The 16,188-nt window shown below is 74.3% G+C and carries 12 protein-coding genes; 8 read left to right on the forward strand and 4 right to left on the reverse strand.

The window, feature by feature from the left end; genetic code table 11:
• The first annotated feature begins 16 nt into the window (after nt 1-16).
• Both ACFYXU_RS15300 and ACFYXU_RS15305 read left to right on the forward strand, forming a co-directional pair.
• Complete coding sequence (locus ACFYXU_RS15300; RefSeq protein ID WP_376514815.1) at nt 17-925, forward strand: LysR family transcriptional regulator; 909 nt, start codon at nt 17-19, stop codon at nt 923-925.
• A gap of 299 nt (nt 926-1,224) precedes the next feature.
• Nucleotides 1,225-1,665 carry a subtilase-type protease inhibitor gene (locus tag ACFYXU_RS15305; RefSeq protein WP_376514813.1) on the forward strand — a complete coding sequence of 147 codons (441 nt, stop codon included), beginning with the start codon at nt 1,225-1,227 and terminating at the stop codon, nt 1,663-1,665.
• 138 nt (nt 1,666-1,803) lie between these two features.
• Here the strand turns inward: ACFYXU_RS15305 and ACFYXU_RS15310 are convergent, their stop codons facing one another.
• A complete protein-coding gene (locus ACFYXU_RS15310) occupies nt 1,804-3,789 on the reverse strand; it encodes an exo-alpha-sialidase (RefSeq protein ID WP_389406638.1) in 1,986 nt (661 codons plus the stop codon).
• 258 nt (nt 3,790-4,047) lie between these two features.
• Nucleotides 4,048-5,871 carry a serine hydrolase gene (locus tag ACFYXU_RS15315; RefSeq protein WP_389457965.1) on the reverse strand — a complete coding sequence of 608 codons (1,824 nt, stop codon included), beginning with the start codon at nt 5,869-5,871 and terminating at the stop codon, nt 4,048-4,050.
• Between the two features lie 115 nt (nt 5,872-5,986).
• On the opposite strand from ACFYXU_RS15315, the gene ACFYXU_RS15320 reads away from it, so the two are divergent.
• From ACFYXU_RS15320 to ACFYXU_RS15330, 3 genes are all read left to right on the forward strand, one after another.
• Nucleotides 5,987-7,099, forward strand: coding sequence for an NAD(P)H-dependent flavin oxidoreductase (locus tag ACFYXU_RS15320; RefSeq protein WP_389406640.1), 1,113 nt, complete (start codon nt 5,987-5,989; stop codon nt 7,097-7,099).
• Nucleotides 7,096-8,646 carry an acyl-CoA synthetase gene (locus ACFYXU_RS15325; protein ID WP_376515866.1) on the forward strand — a complete coding sequence of 517 codons (1,551 nt, stop codon included), beginning with the start codon at nt 7,096-7,098 and terminating at the stop codon, nt 8,644-8,646. The genes ACFYXU_RS15320 and ACFYXU_RS15325 overlap by 4 nt, the downstream gene beginning before the upstream one ends.
• A gap of 176 nt (nt 8,647-8,822) precedes the next feature.
• Nucleotides 8,823-9,476, forward strand: a complete 654-nt coding sequence (locus ACFYXU_RS15330; RefSeq protein ID WP_389406641.1) for a hypothetical protein — start codon at nt 8,823-8,825, stop codon at nt 9,474-9,476.
• On the opposite strand, the gene ACFYXU_RS15335 is transcribed toward ACFYXU_RS15330, so the two are convergent.
• Nucleotides 9,477-10,328, reverse strand: coding sequence for a nitroreductase/quinone reductase family protein (locus ACFYXU_RS15335; RefSeq protein WP_389406642.1), 852 nt, complete (start codon nt 10,326-10,328; stop codon nt 9,477-9,479).
• A gap of 153 nt (nt 10,329-10,481) precedes the next feature.
• Here ACFYXU_RS15335 and ACFYXU_RS15340 point away from each other — a divergent pair, with 153 nt between their 5' ends.
• Nucleotides 10,482-10,886 (forward strand): MarR family winged helix-turn-helix transcriptional regulator, encoded by a 405-nt coding sequence (locus ACFYXU_RS15340; RefSeq protein ID WP_384571388.1) that lies wholly within the window; start codon nt 10,482-10,484, stop codon nt 10,884-10,886.
• Nucleotides 10,887-10,938: 52 nt separating this feature from the next.
• Nucleotides 10,939-12,036: an ionic transporter y4hA gene (locus tag ACFYXU_RS15345; RefSeq protein WP_329852869.1), complete on the forward strand. Its 1,098-nt coding sequence runs from the start codon at nt 10,939-10,941 to the stop codon at nt 12,034-12,036.
• Nucleotides 12,037-12,102: 66 nt separating this feature from the next.
• Here ACFYXU_RS15345 and ACFYXU_RS15350 read toward each other — a convergent pair whose 3' ends face one another.
• Complete coding sequence (locus tag ACFYXU_RS15350; RefSeq protein WP_389406643.1) at nt 12,103-14,517, reverse strand: penicillin acylase family protein; 2,415 nt, start codon at nt 14,515-14,517, stop codon at nt 12,103-12,105.
• Nucleotides 14,518-14,673: 156 nt separating this feature from the next.
• Between ACFYXU_RS15350 and ACFYXU_RS15355 the strand changes: the two genes are divergently transcribed.
• Complete coding sequence (locus ACFYXU_RS15355; protein WP_389406644.1) at nt 14,674-16,182, forward strand: fatty acyl-CoA synthetase; 1,509 nt, start codon at nt 14,674-14,676, stop codon at nt 16,180-16,182.
• The last annotated feature ends 6 nt before the right edge of the window (nt 16,183-16,188 follow it).

A 16,188-nucleotide genomic window follows, 5' to 3' on the forward strand; every position in this document is an offset into this window, starting at 1 on the left:
CTGAGACACTGGGGGCATGATCGAGGCGCGGCGGTTGCACATCCTCCGTGCGGTGGCCGACCACCGCACGGTCACGGCGGCGGCCGCCGCGCTCTATCTGACCCCCTCCGCCGTCTCCCAGCAGCTCGCCGCCCTGGAGCAGGAGACCGGTCACCGGCTGGTGGACCGCAGCGCGCGCGGCGCGCGCCTCACCCCGGCCGGGGAGATCCTGCTCAGCCACGCCAACGCGGTCCTGGCCCAGCTGGAGCGCGCCGAGGCCGAGCTCGCCGCCTACGACTCCGGGGACGCCGGTACGGTCACGGTGGCCGCGTTCGCCACCGGCATCGGGCTGGTGGTGGCCCCCGCCCTCACGGCCCTCGCCCGCACCGCGCCCGGCATCCGGGTCCGGGTCCGGGACGCGGAGGGCGACGAGAGCCTGCTCATGGTCCTGGACCGGCAGGTGGACGTGGCCGTGGCGGTCGAGTACCGGGGAGCCCCGGGCGAGGACGACCCCCGGCTCACCCGCGTCCCGCTCTACGCCGAGCCGTTCGACGCGGTGCTGCCGCCCGGTCACCCGCTGGCCGCCGGCGAGCGGGTCGCGCTCGGCGACCTCGCGAAGGACGCCTGGATCGGCCAGTCCGCCGGGAACCCCTGCCACGATGTGACCGTCCTCGCCTGCGAGCACGCCGGCTTCACCTTCGACCCGGAGCACTCCTCCGACGACTTCCGCGCCGTCGTCGCCCTCGCCTCGGCCTCCGCCGGTGTGGCGCTCGTGCCGCGCTCGGCCCTGCGCGGCATGGAGCTCGGCGGGGTGGAGGTCCGCCCGATCGAGGGCGTCGTCCCGACCCGCAGGGTCTTCGCCGCCGTCCGCCGGGGCGCGGAGGACCACCCCCTGATCCGTCCCGTCCTCGGGGCGCTCGGCGACGCGGCCGGACCGAGGGCCTGACGGCCGAGTTCCGGACGATCAACCTCCTTTTCAGGTGGTTCGTTCTCGAACATGTTTCGGATCGTCGCAGGTGAGAGCGTCGTACAGGCTTGTACGACCTTCGCGAGGCGGTCTCCGAAGTGCCGCCCCGAGGAGGCCCGCACCCCTTCCCAGCTTCCCGAACGACCAATCGGTCGGGTCTGGTGCGCGGTGACGGCCGGAAAGTGCGGACAGATGTGCGATCACTCTGCGCGTCGACAAGACTCCTGTCCGCAGCCGATCGGCTCGCACCTCCTGAAACCACGCGAAGGGACACCCCCGTGCGTCACGTCCGTACCCTCGGAGCCACCGCGCTCGCCACCGCCGCAGGCCTCGCCCTCATCGGCTCGGCCCTCACCGGCACCGCCGAGGCGGCCCCCGAAGGTCTCTACTCGCCCTCGGCGCTCGTCCTCACCCTCGGGCAGGGGGACGCTCCCGGGACGGCCCACATCGTCCGCGCCGTCACCCTGAGCTGCGCCCCCACCCCGGGCGGCACGCACCCGAGCCCCAAGGCCGCGTGCGCCGAACTGGCCGCGAGCGGCGGCGACCTGGGCGCCCTGACGGTCCGCTCGGGCGACCGGCCCTGTACGCGCGAGTGGGCGCCGGTGACGATCACCGGCGACGGAGTCTGGCAGGGGCGGCGGATCTCCTGGTCGGAGACGTACGCCAACACCTGCGTGCAGCACGCCCGCACGGCCTCGGTGGCGGCCCTCGCCTTCTGACGGCCCGCGGGCGCCCTGGGCCGTGCCGTCCCCCGGCGGCCCGGCCCCCGCGAAGGACGGCCGGTGCCTCCCCCGGGCACCGGCCGTCCCCCACGCCGCGACCGCCGACCGGCGGCCGGCCGGCCGTGTCGCGACCGCCTACCAGAGGGTCGTGAACCCGAGGCGGAGCTTCTCCCGGTCGGTCCGCACCGCGAGGGAGCCCGCCTTCACCTCGGCCGCCTCGGCGTCGGTCAGCGCGGTGTCGAAGAGGCGCACGTCGTCCAGGGCGCCGCGGAAGAGCTGCGCCACCCCCGGCGGCTGGTTGGGGAAGTCGGGCCGGGCGCCGATGTGGAGGTTGAACTCGCCCGCCGGGGTGAGGCTGCGCTGCGCCGCCGAGTTCCCCGCCGGCAGGGTCGCGGTTGCCGCGGGCCCCCCGTCCACGGCGAGGCGGAGGGTGAGGCCCTGGCGGGTGAACACCACGTGGTGCCAGGCGCCGTCGTCGTACGAGGACGGGAGCGTCACCTCGGTGGTGCCGAGGTCCGTGCCGGCGGTGGCGCGCAGGACGCCGCCCGTCCCGGGTTCGGCCCGGACGGAGAAGTGCCGGCCCGTCATGCCGTACGCCCAGACGATCGGCAGCGTGCCCGTCGTGGCCGAGTGCCGGAACCAGGCCGTGACCGTGAAGTCCTTGTCCTCGACCCGCAGGGTCGGCGAGCAGACGAGGCGCAGGTAATCGTCCTGGCCGTCGAACTCCATGGCGGATCCGCCGAGGCGCGTGCCCAGCTGCGCGCCGCCGTGGACGACGGCGTGGTTCCCGGTCTCGCCGGGAGCCTTGACGCGGGTGTCGGAGGTGCGCGGGCGGCGCAGCTCCGTCTCGGCGGTCCGCATGGCCTGCTCGGTGAAGGCGGCGAAGACGACGTTCCCGTGCGGGATGTTGCCGGCCGTCTCGTACACGATGCCGACGGAACCGTTCGGCAGCACCGTCAGATCGGAGTAGCCGGTGCGGGCCGCCGAGACCAGGGTGCCGACGGTCTTCCAGGTCTTCCCCTCGTCGTACGAGGAGCGCACGGCCAGTTCGCGCCGGTCCTCCAGGGCGCTCGCGCCGAGGCGCGCGGCCCCCGAGTACAGCAGCCGGTCGGGCTGTCCGTCCTGGTCCCGGGCGTGCAGCCGCAGCAGCGAGCCGAACACCGGGGAGGTGTCCAGGTTGGCCACCGGGGAGAAGGCGGCGGCGAAGGTGCCGCCGCCGTCGGCGCTGACGGCCTCCAGCCGGTGCTCGTTGGTCAGGCAGTGCGTGGGCGCCGAGTTGCGGGCGTTGACGTAGACGCTTCCGTCGACGGTCTCGGCGAGCGTCAGCTCCGCCGGGTACGCCCCGGTCTTGGCGGCCTCCGAGGTGGCGCCGAGCGACCAGGTGAGACCGCCGTCGTCGCTGAGGTACAGCTGCCCGCCGGCGGTGGTGTCACCGCCGGCCGTGTGGTCGCCGGGGACGATCAGGCGCCCCCGGTGCGGCCCGCGCGCGAGCTGGATGCCGTGGCCCGGGCCGGTGGAGACCCAGCCCCAGCCCGCGGCCTTCAACTGGGGCTGCGGCACGCTCGCGGACCAGGTCGCGCCGCCGTCCGTGCTGTGGACGGCGTGCATGGTGCGCGCGTATCCGCTGCGGCTGGGCTTGGCCGGGTCGCGGTTCCAGTCGCTGCTGGAGTACAGGAGCGTGATCCGCCCGGTGACCGCGTCCACGACGGGCGCGGGGTTGCCGTGGGCGAGCTCGTCGGAGCCGCCGACGACGACCTGGAGGGGCTGCCAGGTCGCGCCCCCGTCGAGGGACCTGCGCAGGACGATGTCGTTGTCGCCGACGTCGTGGCAGCCGGTCGAGTCGAGCCGGGTGCGGCCCTCGGCGAAGGCGAGGAGGACGCCGGTCCCGGTGGTGACGACGGCGGGTATGCGGGTGCAGTAGTAGGCGTCGCGTGCCTTGAACGGCGTGGTGGACACCTGCTTGGCGACTTCGGTCGCGGCCGTCGTCGGCGCCGCGGCGGTCGCCCGCGGCGTGACCGCGAGGACGAGCGCGGCCAGGACCGCGAGGGAGAGCGCGCCGCACCAGGCGGACGGCGCGAAGCGGCGAGCGCCCGGTGGACGGGGCTCGGACAGGAACAGCATGAAGGGACACCTCGTACGGGACGGGAAGCGGAGGCGACGGACGGGAGGGCGGCAGGGCCGGGAAGCGGTGGTGCCGCGTTCGCCGGCGGGCCGGTTGCGGCGACCCCCGCGCCGGTGGAAGGCACCGCGCGCGGGCGACGCGACGGACGCTCGCCTCGGCGTTCCGTCCCGTCCCCCCGGTGAGATCTCCCGGCGGGGACGCTACCTCATGTGATCATCTCCGTGCGGCCTCCGCCGACGGTTCGTCAGCTCGCGGGGTCAATCGGCGCTCCTGGACCAGCCGTTCGCCTCGATCCGTGCGCCGTCCGCCGGGCGTGCCTCGTCGAAGACCGGTCGCCCGGCGCCGTCGAGGAGCCGCAGCCCGTCCACGTACACGCCCCGGCCCACGTACCGCTGCTCCGTGGAGTACCGCCAGCGCAGCAGGGTGTGCGCCGGGGGCAGTGCCGCGGAGACGGAGTGCCAGACGCGTCCGGACCAGCCGCCCGCCGTGCCCGCCGGGTGCGCGGTGCGGCCGTCGGTGGTGAAGGGGGCCGGTCGCCAGGTCGTGCCGCCGTCGGCCGAGGCCTCCAGGGCGACCGGGTCGGAGCCCGGGACGGTGTCCCACCACAGGGCGCACTCCAGGCGCGCGGCGCCCGGCACATGAGGGAGCGTCAGGGTGGCGGTGGCGGCGCTCGCCATGCCGGAGAACCAGGACGCGCGGCCCCGGGCCGGACGTACGGGCACGGCCCTCGCCAGCCGGTCCGCGAGGGCGACGCGCGGCGCGGAGCCGGAGCGCCAGGACCGCACGGGGTGCACGGAGTTGCCGAGCACCACGAGGAACGTGTCGGTCGTCGGGTCGAGCACCAGGCTGGTTCCGGTGAAGCCGGTGTGGCCGGCCGTGCGCGGGGTGGCCATGGCGCCCATGTACCAGTGCTGGTGGAGCTCGAAGCCGAGGCCGTGCGCGTGCCCGGGGAAGGCCGTGTTGAAGTCGGTGAACATCAGCTCCACCGAGGCGGGGGAGAGGATGCGGGCGCGGCCGTAGGCGCCGCCGTTGAGCAGGGCGCGGGCCAGGATCGCGAGGTCCCAGGCGCGGGAGAAGACCCCGGCGTGGCCCGCGACCCCGCCGAGCGCGTGGGCGTTCTCGTCGTGGACCTCTCCCCACACCATGCCCCGGTCGAGCCCCGACCAGGGGGGCCGGGCGTCCTCGGTGGCGGCGATCTCCGGCCGCCACGAGCGCGGCGGATTGAAGCGCGTGCGGCGCATCCCGAGCGGAGCGGTGATCTCGTCGTGGAGCAGGGTGTCGAGGCCGCGACCGGTGACCGCCTCCAGGATCAGCTGGAGCGAGATCAGGTTCAGGTCGGAGTAGAGGTACGCGGACCCCGGCGGGTGCGGCAGGGTCTCGGCCCACAGCAGCCGCAGCCTCCCCTCGCGCGTCGGCTCCCGGTGCAGCGGGAGCCAGGACCGGAATCCCGAGGTGTGGGTGAGCAGTTGGCGCACGGTGACGTCCTGCTTCCCCCCGCCGCCGAACTCCGGCAGGTAGGCGGTGACCTTCGCCTCCAGCTCCAGCGCCCCGCGCTCGATCTGCTGCACCGCCAGGATCGAGGTGAACAGCTTGGAGACCGACGCCAGGTCGAAGACCGTCCCCTCGGTCATGGGCAGCTGCCGGTCCGGTGGCAGCTCGACCCCGGTGTCGGTGGTCTCGTCGTAGGCCGCGTACCGCACGGCCGAGCCGATGGCCCGGTGCAGGGCGACCGTCCCGCCCCGCCCGGCGAGGAGGACGGCGCCCGCGTACCAGGGGTGCGCGGGGGAGGGGGCGAGGAAGCGTTCCGCCTCCGTGACCAGGGCTTCCAGGTGCGGGGCGAGCAGCCCGGCCCGCTCCGCCGGGCCGTGCCGCAGGGTGGTCCGCCGCGCGGCCGGCGCGCCCGGGGGGAGGCCGCCGGGGCCCGCCGCCGCGCCCGCGAGGCCGCCGGACCCCGCGCCCCGCTCCGGGGACGCCGCCGCCCCCGGCACCGCACCGCTCATGAGTGCCCCTCCGAGGGCCAGTGCGCCGCCGCCGAACGCGCGACGGCTCGGCCCTCCGTGCCGTTCCGTGTCGTCTGCCATGCCCAGCCTCTCCCACCGGGGCGGCGGCGGAACGCCGACGTGCCGCCCCAAAGAATCTGACGATGCATCAGAAAAGGTCTTCCCTCCGTCGGGCCGCTGCGGCATCCTGCCGCCCATGGAGACGGAGCTGAGTCGCACCCTGGGGATCGAGCACGCCATCTTCGGCTTCACCCCCTTCCCGGCGGTGGCCGCCGCCCTCACCCGAGCAGGCGGGTTCGGCGTCCTCGGCGCGGTCCGCTACACCGCGCCCGACGACCTCGCCCGGGACCTCGACTGGATGCAGGAGCACACCGACGGCCTGCCCTACGGACTCGACGTGGTGATGCCCGCGAAGAAGGCCGTCGAGGGCGTCACCGAGGCCGAGATCGAGGCCATGATCCCCGAGGAGCACCGCGCGTTCGTCCACGCCACCCTCGCCCGGCACGGAGTCCCCGAACTGGCCGAGGGCGAGGCCTCCGGCTGGCGGATCACGGGCTGGATGGAGCAGGTCGCCCGCAGCCAGCTCGACGTGGCCTTCGACTACCCGATCAGACTCCTGGCCAACGCCCTCGGCTCACCCCCGCCCGACGTCGTCGCCCGCGCCCACGCGCACGGCGTGCTCGTCGCCGCCCTCGCGGGCAGCGCCCGGCACGCCCGGCACCACGCCGACGCCGGCATCGACGTTGTCGTCGCCCAGGGGTACGAGGCGGGCGGCCACACCGGCGAGATCGCCTCCATGGTCCTCACCCCCGAGGTCGTCGAAGCCGTCTCCCCCCTGCCGGTGCTCGCCGCCGGCGGCATCGGCAGCGGCGAACAGATCGCCGCCGGACTCGCCCTCGGAGCGCAGGGCGTCTGGCTCGGCTCCCTCTGGCTCACCACCACCGAGGCCGAACTGCACTCCCGCGCCCTCACCGCCAAGCTCCTCACCGCCGGCTCCGGCGACACGGTCCGCTCCCGCGCCCTGACCGGCAAACCCGCCCGCCAGCTCCGCACCGCGTGGACCGACGCCTGGGACGACCCGGCCGGACCCGGCCCGCTCCCCATGCCGCTCCAGGGGCTCCTGGTCGCCGAGGCGGTCTCCCGCATCCAGCGCCACGAGGTCGAACCGCTCCTCGGCACCCCCGTCGGGCAGATCGTCGGCCGGATGAACTCCGAGCGCAGCGTCCAGCAGGTCGTGGACGAGCTCACCCGCGGCTTCGAGAAGGCCGTCGACCGCATCAACCGCATCGCCGGACGGAGCACCCCGTGACTCAAGGCCCCACCGGATTCTGGGCCCAGGCCGCCGCCGACCCCGCCCGCACGGTCCTCGTCGCACCCGACGGCGAGGAGTGGAGCGCCGGGCGGCTGCACGCCGAGGCGAACCGTCTCGTGCACGGGCTGCGCGCCGCCGGACTCGAACGCGGCGACGCGTTCGCCGTCGTCCTGCCCAACGGTCCCGAGTTCTTCACCGCCCATCTCGCCGCCACCCAGGCCGGCTTCTACCTCGTCCCGGTCAACCACCACTTCGTCGGCCCCGAGATCGCCTGGATCGTCGCCGACTCCGGCGCCAAGGTCCTCGTCGCCCACGAGCGGTTCGCCGAGGCCGTGACCCTCGCCGCCGACGAGGCCGGCCTCGCCCCCACCCACCGGTACGCCGTCGGCACGGTCCCCGGCTTCCGCCCGTACGCCGAACTGCTCGACGGTCAGGACGGGGCGGCCCCCGCCGACCGCACCCTCGGCTGGGTCATGAACTACACCTCGGGCACCACCGGCCGGCCCCGGGGCATCCGCCGCCCGCTCCCCGGACGGCTCCCCGAGGAGACCCATCTCGGCGGCTTCCTCGGCATCTTCGGCATCCGGCCGGACGACGGGAACGTCCACCTGGTCTGCTCGCCGCTCTACCACACGGCCGTGCTCCAGTTCGCCGCCGCCGCCCTGCACCTCGGGCATCCCCTGGTCCTGATGGACCGGTGGACCCCCGAGGAGATGCTGCGGCTGATCGACCGCTACGACTGCACCCACACGCACATGGTCCCCACCCAGTTCCACCGGCTGCTCGCCCTCCCCGCGGGAGTGCGCGAGCGGTACGACGTCTCCTCCATGCGCCACGCCATCCACGGCGCCGCGCCCTGCCCCGAGCACGTCAAGCGGGCGATGATCGACTGGTGGGGGCGGTGCGTCGAGGAGTACTACGCAGCGAGCGAGGGCGGCGGCGCCTTCGCCACCGCCGAGGAGTGGCTCAAGCGGCCGGGGACGGTCGGCAGGGCCTGGCCCATCAGCGAACTCGCCGTCTTCGACGACGACGGCAAGCGGCTGCCGCCGGGCGAACTCGGCACGGTCTACCTCAAGATGAACACCGGCGGCTTCCAGTACCACAAGGACGAGGCGAAGACCGCGAAGAACCGCATCGGGGACTTCTTCACCGTCGGCGACCTCGGGATCCTCGACGAGGACGGCTACCTCTTCCTCCGCGACCGCAAGATCGACATGATCATCTCCGGCGGGGTCAACATCTACCCCGCCGAGATCGAGGCGGCGCTGCTCGCCCACCCCGCCGTCGCGGACGCCGCCGCCTTCGGCATCCCGCACGCCGACTGGGGCGAGGAGGTCAAGGCCGTCGTCGAGGCGGCCGAGGGACACGAGCCGGGGCCCGCGCTCGCCGCCGAGATCCTCGCCCACTGCGGCGACCGCCTCGCCGGCTTCAAGCGCCCGAAGTCGGTCGACTTCGTCGCGGCGATGCCCCGCGACCCCAACGGCAAGCTCTACAAGCGACGCCTCCGCGACCCGTACTGGGAGGGCCACGAGCGCCCGCTCTAGGACGTGGCCGTCACACGCCCGTCCGCCCCGGGCGACGACGGGACGGTGACGGCGGACCCCAGCGACGCGCCCCGCCGTCCGCCCTCGTCCGGCGCGGGAAATCCGTTCCGCGCTCGCACGCGCGCCGGGTTAGGGTGCGGCCGGACGAACCGTCCGACGGGTGTGCGAGGAGGCGCGTGGAACAGCGGGTGAGGGTGTACGAGGCGGGCGGGGTCAGGGTGGTCCGGCCGGACCCGGTCCCGGCGCGGCTCGCCCTCCGCGACGACGGGCACTGGCTGTCGCTGTACGCGGACCGGGAGGGTGCCGAGCGGCTCACCGCGCTGTGGGCGCTGGCCGCCCGGTCGGCCCGGTCCCTGATCCATCTCCCGATCCGGGCCAACCCGGTCCCCGACGGGATCGTGACGGAGGGGGAACCGGTCGCGCTCGACCTCGTCCTGGTGCACCACAGCCTGCAGTTCCCCGCCGCCTCCTGGAAGCGGGTGAGGGCCCGGCTGGGCGCCGGACGCCGGCACACCGGCGCCACTCCGGACCGGGACTTCCCCGAGCCGGATGACATCGACCACGAGCGGCCGCACCACGCGGCCCACCGGGACCACCTGGGCTTCGACATCGCCGCCCACACCCTCTTCGTCGTGGGCAGCGCCACCGCCTTCCGCGAGCACGGAACCGCGCTGCGCGGGCTCGTCGACGAGGCGGCCTCCCACCGCCGCCACCCGGACGCGGGGCACCACTGCGTGGAGTTCAGCGCGGGACCGTGGAGCCGGCCCCGGACCCGCCGCCACGTGCCGGGCGTCCTGCACCTCCAGTACAGCGAGGACTGGCGCGTCTGATCAGCGCTCCGGTGCCAGGGCCGGGAGCAACTGGGACTCCTCGTACGCGAAGTGCTCCTCCAGGCCGGTCGCCAGGCGGTCGACCTCGGCGCGCAGGGCCTCCGGGGCGGCGCCGGAGGTCAGCAGGGCCTCCAGCTCGGCGATCGTCCGGGCGACGCCGCGGTGCTCGCGGCGCATCCAGTCGAGCGCGTCGGCGAGGTCCGGGAGCTGCTCCTCCAGGAGGTCGAAGACGCCGTCCTCGTGATGGTGATGGGCGTGGAGCGCGCCGCAGAAGGCGAGGCAGTGGCGGGCGAGCCGCCGCCCGAGCGCGGGCGCCGCGGAGGACCCGGGGGAGTCCAGGGCCGCGCGGATCCCGGCGAGTTCGGCGCGGAGCTCGTCGTGGACCGTGACCAGGTGGGCGGCGATCGCCCGGTGCCGCGCCGGGTCCGCGAGGTCCAGCCGGTGCAGCGCGACGACGGGGATGATCCGGTCCGTGCCGGACTGGTAGGCGGCGAACGCGGGATCCCGGGCGCTCTGCTCCGCGTAGAGCCGGTCCCGCTCCTCGCCCTCCGTCACCACCGCCCGGGCCGCGAAGCGTTCGACGGTCCCGTCGGGGGAGCCCAGCTCGACGGTGACGTGCGCGTCGGCGCGGAGGTTGTGGAACCAGGCCGGATGGTGCGGTCCGCCGGCGTTCGACGCGAAGACGAGGAGCCGCGACCCGTCGCGTCCCCACACCGCCGGAGTGGTGTGGGGACGGCCGCTGCGGGCGCCGGTCGTGGTGAGAAGGAGCAGGGAGGCGCCCTCGAACATCCCGCCCACGCGGCCGCCGTTGGCCCGGAACTCCTCGATGACCCGCTGATTGAAATCGGACATGACGGTGCCCTTCGGTAGCATCGACCACGACAGATCCATTTGCTTTGAAAGCAAAGCTAAATTGGAGGGTGCAGGGTGTCAACCGCACACGAGGGGAGCGGGCGCGTCGACGGACCGGACGTCGACGACGCCGTCCGCACGCTGTTGCTGCTCATGCCCCGGATGGTCGGACGGGTCAAGCGGATCAGGATCCCCGACGAGCTGCACTCGCTCACCCTGGCCCCGCGCCACCTCTCCCTCCTCGCCTATCTGCTCTTCGACGGGCCGCTCGGCGTGAACGAGCTCGCGGCGCGCCTGGAGGTCGCCCCGACCACCGTGAGCCTGATGGTCGGGGACCTCGCGAAGAAGGGGGTCCTGGAGCGCGCCGAGGACCCCGTCGACCGGCGGCGCAAGATCGTCTCCCTCGCGGAGGCCCACCGCCCCGCCATCGACGGCTGGCTCGGCCGCAGCGCCGGCGCCTGGCGCGCGGCGCTCGCACCCCTCGGCCCGGCCGAACGAAGGATGTTCGTCGAGACCCTCGCCGCGTACGAGCACGGTCTCGCCGAGCAGGACGAATGAACGAGACGACGAACGAAACGGGCGAAAGCCCCGATGTGGCAGGATGCGGATCATGAGTTCGAGTACGGCGTCAATGGCACGGCAGTGGACCACCTGGGGGCCGGTGGTGGCGGCGCTTGCGCTCGGCGTGGCCTGGGGCCGCGACCTCCCGGGCTTCGCCGTCGGCCTCATCGCGCTCTGCCTGATCGCCGCGGTCCTCGCGGCCGTCCACCACGCCGAGGTGATCGCCCACCGCGTCGGCGAACCCTACGGCTCCCTGGTCCTCGCCGTGGCGGTCACCGTCATCGAGGTCGGACTCATCGTCTCCCTGATGGCGGGAGGCGGCGAGAAGACCTCCACCTACGCCCGTGACACCGTCTTCGCCGCCGTCATGATCACCTGCAACGGCATCGTCGGCGTCTCGCTGCTCGTCGCCGCACTGCGCAACCGCACCGCGGTCTTCAACGCCGAGGGCTCCGGCGGCGCGCTCGCCACCGTCTGCACCCTCGCGACGATGACGCTCGTCCTGCCCACCTTCACCACGAGCCATCCGGGCCCGGAGTTCTCCTCCGCCCAACTCGCCTTCGCCGCCGTCGCCTCGCTCGGTCTGTACGCCGTGTTCGTCGCCGTCCAGACCGTCCGGCACCGCGACTACTTCCTCCCCGTGGAGCGCCCGGGACAGGAGTCGGAGGACGACCACGCCGACCCGCCGGGCACCCGCGAGACCTGGACCAGCCTCGGGCTGCTCCTCCTCGCCCTCGTCGCGGTCGTCGGCAACGCCAAGCTGATCTCGCCCACCATCGAGGACGGCGTCCAGTCGGCGGGCCTGCCCAAGGCGGTCGTCGGCGTCGTCATCGCCCTCATGGTGCTGCTCCCCGAGACGCTCGCAGCCGTCCGCGCGGCCCGCAGGGACCGCATGCAGACCAGCCTCAACCTCGCCTACGGCTCCGCGATCGCCAGCATCGGCCTGACGATCCCGGCGATCGCCCTCGCCTCGATCTGGCTGTCCGGGCCCCTGGTGCTCGGTCTGGGACCGCTCCACATGGTCCTGCTGGTCCTCACCGGTGTGGTGAGCGCCCTGACCGTGGTGCCCGGACGGGCCAACCTCCTCCAGGGCGGCGTCCACCTCGCGATCTTCGCCGCCTTCGTGTTCCTGTCGTTCAGCCCCTGACGGAGGGGCTGAACCTTCGTCGGAGGGGCTCACCCCCTGACGGCGGGGGCAGCCCTTGACGGGGGCTCACCCTCGGACGACCACCACCCTCAGCGCGGGCGAGCGCAGGATGTCCTTCTCGCAGAACCGGGAGGTCACCCAGCGCTCGCCCGCGAACAGCCGCGTCTGGTCGTCGTAGTGCGGCGACGCCGGGTTCGAGGACTGGGAGTACGACAGCAGGGTGCGGGCCACCGGACACCGGCTCCCGTCCCAGCCCACCGCCTGCACGTGGCTCGTCCCGTGCGCGACCTCCACGTAGCCGCCGCCCGCCGCGCTCCACACGGGCTCGGCCTTGTTCCAGACGCCCAGCGCCTCGGTCCCGCCGCTCACCGGGATCCGCTCCCCGTTCCGTACGACGAACTGGTGGGCGCCGAGCGGCGCGTCCAGCGCGATGCCCGCCGCCCGCAGCTCCGCCGCCGCGTCCGCGAGCGCCTTCGCGAACTCGGGGAGCCCGGTGTTCAGGGTGTGCGGCGTGCGCACCGGATCGGCCGCCGAGAACGGCACCCGCCACTGGTCGGCCGGCTTCACCGCTGCGGTGAACCTCCGCCAGAACCGGTCGAAGAGCAGCGCGCCCCGGCTGTCGGTGTTCACCGTCCGGTCCCAGGCGCCGATCACCCGGCAGACCTCCGGGTCCTCCGGCAGCGCCGACGCGCAGGCCCGCGCCGCGTCCGCCGCCACCAGGTCACCCGCCGGAGCCCGGTTCGCGAACTGCTGGCGCTGGAGGTCGGCCACCGTCAGCCGGCCCCGGTCCGCCATCGCCGCCACGTCCTCGACCCCGCCCCGGGTGCGCAGCGAGCGCGGGGTCGCGACCGTGCCGAAGACCCGCTCGTACCCGGTCAGCGGCCGGTCGGCGTTGGTCAGCCAGGCGCTGTCGTTGGAGTTCTCCACGTACGGCGCGTCCCGCAGGACCGGCATCCGCGCGGGCCCGAAGACGCCCGGCTGCACCGCGTCCGGGTCGGAGCCGAGCGCGCAGTCCGCGCGCGAACCGTCGAGCACGGCGACCCCCGAGGCCGGGTAGGTCGCCCGGCCGAGCGGGGTCGAGCAGCGCGCGGCGAGCTCGTCGGTGATCCGGGGGAGCACCTGGGACTGGGTGAAGAGCGAGTGGCCCGCCGAGTCCGCCGCGACCGTGTTCACCCAGGGCAGCCCCTGGGTGCGCCGCAGGGCGTCGGCGACGTCCCGCGTGGACCGGGCCTTCGCGAAGGCGAGGGCGGTGTCCGAGCCGCGCAGGTTCGCGGCGTTCGGGTCGTTCAGGGCGTAGGCGGCGGTCGCGGTCCACGGCAGCGGCAGCTGCGCCCCGAGGCCGCCGACGACCGGTCCGTACCGGGTCCACCACTGGGTACGGGTGACGGGGGAGCCGTCCTTGACGCCGACGGTCACCTCGCGCGGGGTCATCCGCTCGGGCCTCCCGTCCACCAGGTACGCCGTCGGGTCGCCCGGCACCAGGGCCAGCTGGTGCAGGTTGAGCGGGACGCCGGTGGCGACGGTGTGGCTCCAGGCGACCCGGTCGTTGAAGCCGATGTTCACGACGGGGGTGCCGAGGAGCGAGGCGCCGGAGACGTTCAGCTCGCCGGGGATGGTCTGCTGCGACTGCCAGAACCGGCGGCCGCCCTGCCAGGGGTAGTGCGGGTTCCCGAGGAGCAGCCCGCGGCCGTTCGCCGTGGTGGCCCCGGAGAACGCGACCGCGTTCGAGCCCATGGTGGCGTTCTCGGGAGCGAACAGCGCGCGCGCCGCCTCGGCCGTACGGGCCGGGTCGGGCGCCTCCGGCGCGGCGCCGGACCGCGCGGCCGCGGAGGACCCCGCCGGGCCCGTGGCCGGCGGCCGGGCGGCGGTGATGCCGTCCACGGCCCGGCCCTGTCCGCCGAGCACGGAGACGGCGAAGCCCCGCCGGGCCACGTCGAGCGCGGTCACCGGGCGGACCCAGTCGGCCTTCGCGCAGGCCGGATCGGTGACGCGGTTCTTCCGCAGCCAGGCGTTGTAACCGGCCGCCCAGCCGCGCATCAGCTCCTTGAGGTCCCGGCTCGGCCCGGCCGGCGCCGGGGTCCGGAGCAGACCCTCGACGGTGCCCGCGTCCTTGACGCCCCGGAAGTACAGGTCGCTGGAGAGGTTCGTCGTGGCGGAGGACAGCGAGCCGTCGGGAGCGGCGTCCGGCCCGAAGTACCGGGAGCGTTCGCCGTTCACGGTCAGGAAGCCGTCGGCCAGCACGCAGACCTGGTCGGCGGCCTGGGCCCAGCCCGTACCGAAGCCGAGGTCCGCGTAGTCCCCGGCCACGATGTGCGGAATGCCGTACTCGGTGTAGCGGATGACGGCCGACAGACCCCGGTCGGACGGGTGGTGTTCCCGGCCGCCGGGGTCGGCGGCCGCCGCGCCGGGCAGCGAGGCCGTGACGACGGCGAGGGCCGCGCCGGTGAGCGCGAGACGTTTCAGACGGGTACGGAGGTGCAAGACGACTCCCGACGGGCTGATGCGCACTGCGGACCGGACCATGCACGCAGGCCCGCGGCCCCTTGTCAACATCCCGTTCGGTATCCGAGGTCGGGGCGGGTTCGGCGCGGCGCGCGGTACTTGACCTTCCGTCCGTTCCCCGCCGAGGATCACCTCATGGACCGACTCCTCAGCCGCACCGTCGACGGTCACCTGCGCGCGAGCGCGCGGCGCGTGCCCGACCGGATCGCCGTCCGCTACGCCGACCGGACCTGGACCTACGCGGAGCTGGACGCGGCCGTCTCCACCGCCGCCGCCGTCCTGCGCGAGCCGCACCACGGCCTCGGCCTGCCGGAGTACGCCCGGGTCGCCACCTACGGCCACAACTCCGACGCGTACCTCATCGCCTTCCTCGCCTGCGCCCGGTCCGGCCTGGTCCACGTGCCCGTCAACCACCATCTGACCGGCGGGGACCTCGCGTACGTCCTGGAGCAGTCGGACACCGCGCTCGTCCTCGCCGACCCCGCGCTCGCCGACCGGATCCCCGCGGGCTTCGCGGTCAAGGCGCTGCGGGACGCGCCCGGTTCACTGCTCGAAGCGCTCGCCGAGTCCGAGGAGCACCACACCGACCGCGACGCCCGCGACCTCGCCCAACTGCTGTACACCTCGGGCACCACCGCGCTCCCCAAGGGCGCGATGATGACCCACCTCGCGCTCTCCCACGAGTACGCGAGCGCGATCGAGGCGCTCGACCTGAGCGAGGACGACCGGCCGGTGCACGCGCTGCCGCTCTACCACTCGGCCCAGATGCACGTCTTCCTGCTGCCCTACCTCGCCGTCGGTGCCGAGAACACGATCGTCGACGGTCCCGACCCGGCCGTCCTGTTCGACCTGGTCGAGGCGGGGCGCGCCGACAGCCTCTTCGCGCCGCCCACCGTCTGGATCGGCCTGGCCAACCACCCCGACTTCGCCTCCCGCGACCTGTCCGCGCTGCGCAAGGCCTACTACGGGGCCTCGATCATGCCCGTGCCCGTCCTGGAGCGGCTGCGCGCCCGGCTCCCGGAGCTCGCCTTCTACAACTGCTTCGGCCAGTCGGAGATCGGACCCCTCGCCACCGTCCTCGGCCCGGACGAGCACGAGGGCCGGATGGACTCCTGCGGCCGCCCGGTCCGCCACGTCGAGGCCCGCGTCGTCGGCGAGGACGGGGAGGACGTCCCCGACGGGACCCCCGGCGAGATCGTCTACCGCTCCCCGCAGCTGTGCTCCGGATACTGGGGCAAGCCCGACGAGACCGAGGAGGCCTTCCGGGGCGGCTGGTTCCACTCCGGAGACCTCGCGGTCCGCGACGCCGAGGGCTTCCTGACGATCGTCGACCGGGTGAAGGACGTCATCAACTCCGGCGGCGTGCTGGTCGCCTCCCGGCAGGTCGAGGACGCGCTCTACACCCACCCGGGAGTCGCCGAGGTCGCCGTCGTCGGTCTCCCCGACGAGCGCTGGATCGAGGCGGTCACGGCCGTCGTCGTCCCGCGCGGGGAGGTCACCGAGGCCGAACTCCTCGACCACGCGCGGGAGAAGCTCGCCCGCTTCAAGGCGCCGAAGCGCGTCTTCCTGGTGGACGCGCTTCCCCGCAACGCCAGTGGCAAGATCCTCAAGCGCGAGCTGAGGGACCGCTTCGGCGCCTCCTGAGCCCGC

The sequence above is a fragment of the Streptomyces sp. NPDC002232 genome, from assembly GCF_042890295.1.
Taxonomy (GTDB): domain Bacteria; phylum Actinomycetota; class Actinomycetes; order Streptomycetales; family Streptomycetaceae; genus Streptomyces.

Excerpts from the sequence above, each read along its gene's own strand:
- ACFYXU_RS15300 (WP_376514815.1), top strand. The coding sequence starts at position 17 with ATGATCGAGGCGCGGCGGTTGCACATCCTCCGTGCGGTGGCCGACCAC.
- ACFYXU_RS15310 (WP_389406638.1), bottom strand. The coding sequence starts at position 3,789 with ATGCTGTTCCTGTCCGAGCCCCGTCCACCGGGCGCTCGCCGCTTCGCG.
- ACFYXU_RS15315 (WP_389457965.1), bottom strand. The coding sequence starts at position 5,871 with ATGGCAGACGACACGGAACGGCACGGAGGGCCGAGCCGTCGCGCGTTC.
- ACFYXU_RS15320 (WP_389406640.1), top strand. The coding sequence starts at position 5,987 with ATGGAGACGGAGCTGAGTCGCACCCTGGGGATCGAGCACGCCATCTTC.
- ACFYXU_RS15335 (WP_389406642.1), bottom strand. The coding sequence starts at position 10,328 with ATGTCCGATTTCAATCAGCGGGTCATCGAGGAGTTCCGGGCCAACGGC.
- ACFYXU_RS15340 (WP_384571388.1), top strand. The coding sequence starts at position 10,482 with ATGCCCCGGATGGTCGGACGGGTCAAGCGGATCAGGATCCCCGACGAG.
- ACFYXU_RS15345 (WP_329852869.1), top strand. The coding sequence starts at position 10,939 with ATGAGTTCGAGTACGGCGTCAATGGCACGGCAGTGGACCACCTGGGGG.
- ACFYXU_RS15355 (WP_389406644.1), top strand. The coding sequence starts at position 14,674 with ATGGACCGACTCCTCAGCCGCACCGTCGACGGTCACCTGCGCGCGAGC.